The sequence below is a fragment of the Pedobacter sp. 01N416 genome, assembly GCF_056399685.1.
The window spans coordinates 1-3,441 of sequence record NZ_JBFTRT010000542.1 but is presented as its reverse complement, the minus strand read 5'-3'; the positions used below and the strand labels follow the sequence as shown (position 1 = coordinate 3,441).

The following is a 3,441-nucleotide window of genomic DNA, read 5'->3' as shown; positions in this document are numbered from 1 at the left end:
ATCGAGAACATCGATATCCAGGCCTTAAGGAATTATATCAAAGGGTATGCAAAATTGCAGACCGCAGAAAATATGCCTTTGACTGTTCAGCTTAAATCGGTAATCAATTTTGACGATCTGAAGAATATTTACCCGATAAAAGGYTACGAACTGAATGGCTTATTGAATATTGATCTGCAAAGCAATGGCCCTTTTAATAAAGCGAAAAAGCTTTTTCCTGTTACCACGGCATCCATTAAACTTAACAATGGTAGAATAGTGACAGGAAACTTTAATTATGCCATGGACAACATCCAGGTTGATGCCGATTTAACCAACAACGATGGCACTTTAAAAAACACCAAATTAAACATTAAACCCATTTCCTTTCGAATGGGCGGGCAGCCTTTTACACTGAAGGCCAATGTGCATAATTTCGAAAATATTGCTTATAGTGTTTCATCAAAAGGAACAATAGACATTGGCAAAATATATAAGCTATTCGGGGTAAAAGGTTATCAGGTTAACGGTTTAATTTTCACAGATGTTTTATTTAAAGGATTACAAAGTGATGCACTCGCCGGTAGATACAACAAATTACAAAATAGCGGCAGTTTAGGCATTAAAGACTTAAATCTTCAATCAGATTTATTCCCCAAAAGCTTTTTAATCAAAGACGGTGTATTTTCTTTTCATCAGGATAAAATGAATTTTGATAAATTCAATGCTACCTATGGGCAGTCTGATTTTCAACTGAATGGAAGCTTAAGCAATGTAATTAATTACGTTTTAAATGAAAAAGCCAAGCTTACAGGCGATTTTAAATTGATCAGTAAAAAAATATATGCGGATGAATTTATGGTTTATGCAGACAATACACCTAAAACAACTTCGACCACAGCAAAGGGTGTGATCATTATCCCCGATAATTTGAATGTTAATTTTGCTGCAAATGTTGCTGATGTTATTTATAACGGCCTAAATATTAAGAATGCAAAAGGAACAATGTCTTTAAATAATGGAACACTTGCCCTAAAACAAGCGGGTTTCAATATTGCGGGGGCACAGGTTGATATGGATGCGAATTACAAGAGCACAAGTACAAAAACAGGCTTATTCGATTTCCACCTTACCGCTAAAGAATTTGATATCGCAAGGGCCTACAAAGAAATTAAGCTGTTTAGAGAAATGGCCAGCTCGGCATCGAAAGTAAAAGGTGTCGTTGGCTTAGATTATCAACTCTCAGGAAAACTGAATGCAGAAATGTTTCCGGTATATCCATCGTTGAAAGGCGGAGGCGTACTGAGCTTGAAAAAAGTAAGTTTAATGGGCTTCAAAATGATGAATGCCGTGAGTAAAGAGACAAAAAGAGACAGTTTAACCAATCCTGATTTATCTGATGTTCAGATAAAATCGACCATCAAAAACAATATTATCACCATCGAACAGACCAAAATGAAGGTGGCAGGTTTCAGGCCACGTTTCGAAGGTCAGGTGAGCTTCGATGGCAGGTTAAACTTGAGCGGCCGCTTAGGCCTCCCTCCTTTTGGTTTATTTGGCATCCCATTGAGCGTAACAGGCACACAAGAAAAACCGATTGTGAAACTGAAAAGAAATAAAGAAGGCAAGCTGGAAGAAACGGGAGAAAATAAATAGCGCTATTAACAAAGGACAAGCCTTAAACGGTTGCTGTATTGCTTTTCCAAAAAGCTAAAGCAAAACCACTGGCTTATCCTATTTGATTTTCGACCTGAAAAAAGCCTTTAAATTTCGTACTTTTGCAGCCGAAATGATTTCAATAAATAATTTAACCTTCCTGATTGGCTCAAGGGCCTTGTACGATGACGCGAACTGGCACATTAAACCTGGCGACAGAGCTGGCTTAATCGGAGCCAATGGAACAGGAAAATCAACACTTTTAAAAATAATTGTAGGCGAATATGCACCGAGTTCGGGTACTGTTTCCATGTCTAAAGACCTGAAAATTGGCTACCTAAACCAGGATTTACTTTCTTACGATTCGCACCATAGCATTTTGCATGTGGCCATGGAAGCTTTTGAGCGCCAAAACCAATTGCATGATGAGATTGAGGAACTGCTTAAAAAAATCGAAACGGATTATAGCGAAGAGATTTTATTTAAATTAAGCGATAAACAGCAAGAGTTTGAAGCTTTAGATGGCTATAACATCGAATACAGGGCAAACGAAATTTTAGCTGGTTTAGGTTTTAGTACAGCAGACCAATTGCGCCCGTTAAATACCTTCTCGGGAGGTTGGCGTATGCGTGTAATGCTGGCTAAAATATTACTGCAAACTCCTGATATCCTATTGCTGGATGAGCCTACCAACCACATGGATTTACCTTCTATTAAATGGTTGGAAAACTATTTAATGGGTTTTGAAGGTGCCATTGTAATCGTATCTCACGATAGGTATTTCTTAGATAAAATTGTAAACCGTACAGTCGAATCGCGCAAAGGAAAATTAACCGTATATGCGGGTAACTATAGCTTCTATGTTGAAGAAAAAGCCTTACGTGGGGAAATTCAAAAGGGCGAATTTAAAAACCAACAGGCTAAAATAAAGCAGGAAGAGCGTTTAATTGAGCGTTTTAAAGCGAAGGCGAGTAAGGCTAAAATGGCACAATCGCGGATGAAAGCTTTAGATAAGATGGAGCGTATTGATGATGTAGATGATGATAATCCGACCGTAAATTTCGCTTTCAAATTTTCTAAACCATCAGGCAGGCACGTGGTGCGTATAGAGCACGCCAATAAGAGCTATCCAAATGTGCATATTTTAGATGATGCAGAAGGTGTAATTGAAAAAGGTGATAAAATTGCCTTGATCGGTGCAAACGGTAAGGGTAAATCTACTTTATTGAGAATGATTGCCGGAACCGAAAAATTCGAAGGTTTCTGTGAAACTGGTCATAATGTTACCACCACTTTCTTTGCGCAGCATCAATTAGAATCACTGCATTTAGAAAATTCGATTTTAGAAGAATTACAGGCATTTGCCCCAAAACATAGCGATACCGAATTACGTAGTATTTTAGGTTGTTTCCTTTTTACCGGCGATGATGTTTTCAAAAAAATCAAAGTGCTTTCGGGAGGAGAAAAATCGCGTGTGGCCCTGGCTAAATCATTAACAACAGATTCGAATTTCCTGATTCTGGATGAGCCTACCAACCACTTGGATATCCAATCGGTTAATATCCTGATTCAAGCATTAGAGCAGTTTGAAGGTACTTTTATTGCAGTATCTCACGATAGGTATTTCTTAGATAATGTGGCCAACAAAATCTGGTTTATCGAAGGCGGAAAAATTAAACAGTATCCTGGTACTTATGCCGAATATGAAGAATGGAATAGCAAAAGAATAATTCCTGTGGCTAAACCCATTCCGGTTAAAATGCCTGAGAAAAAGGAACAGCCAAAAGTTGTTACGCCAAATACAGC

Annotated in this window: 2 protein-coding genes; both read left to right on the top strand. The window is 38.1% G+C overall.

What is annotated here, in order from left to right:
* On the top strand, positions 1–1,635 hold a 1,635-nt coding region (locus AC1DND_RS23180), incomplete at its 5' end, for an AsmA family protein (RefSeq protein WP_477584950.1).
* A gap of 133 nt (positions 1,636–1,768) precedes the next feature.
* Positions 1,769–3,441, top strand: a 1,673-nt coding sequence (locus tag AC1DND_RS23175; protein ID WP_477584949.1) for an ABC-F family ATP-binding cassette domain-containing protein, incomplete at its 3' end; no start/stop codon positions are given.